Raw genomic sequence first — 545 nt, 5'->3', positions numbered from 1 at the left:
CGCGGCGACAAGTACGTCACCGTGATCATCGACCTCACCCCGGTCCGGGACGGCACCGGGCCCTCACGCCTGCTGGACGTGGTCGAAGGTCGGTCGAAGAAGGCGTTCAAGGACTGGCTGGCCGAGCGGGACCAGGCTTGGCGCGATGGGATCGAGGTCGTGGCCATGGATGGGTTCGCGGGCTTCAAGACCGCCACCACCGAGGAGCTGCCGGACGCCGTCACGGTTATGGATCCCTTCCACGTCATCCGGTTGGCCGGGGACGCTCTCGATGAGTGCCGCCGCCGAGTCCAGCAGGAACTGCACGGACACCGCAGACGCAAGGGCGACCCGCTCTACACCGCGCGGGGGACCCTGCACACCGGGGCTGACCTGCTCACCGACCGCCAGCACGAGCGCCTTGACAAGCTCTTCGCTGGGGACCGGCACGTGCACGTCGAGTGCACCTGGGGGATCTACCAGCGCATGATCTCCGCCTACCGTCACCCCGACCGGGCAGCCGGCCGCGTCGAGATGAGCTCCGTGATCGACGCCCTCGCCGACAG

General features: G+C 68.6%; 1 protein-coding gene. It reads left to right on the top strand.

The features are described from left to right. The coding region (locus ABD264_RS11470) for a transposase (RefSeq protein WP_344206155.1) at window positions 1–545 on the top strand (545 nt) is incomplete at both ends.

This window comes from Kocuria salsicia (genome assembly GCF_039532055.1).
Classification (GTDB): domain Bacteria; phylum Actinomycetota; class Actinomycetes; order Actinomycetales; family Micrococcaceae; genus Kocuria; species Kocuria salsicia.
This window is presented reverse-complemented; position numbering and strand designations above follow the sequence as displayed.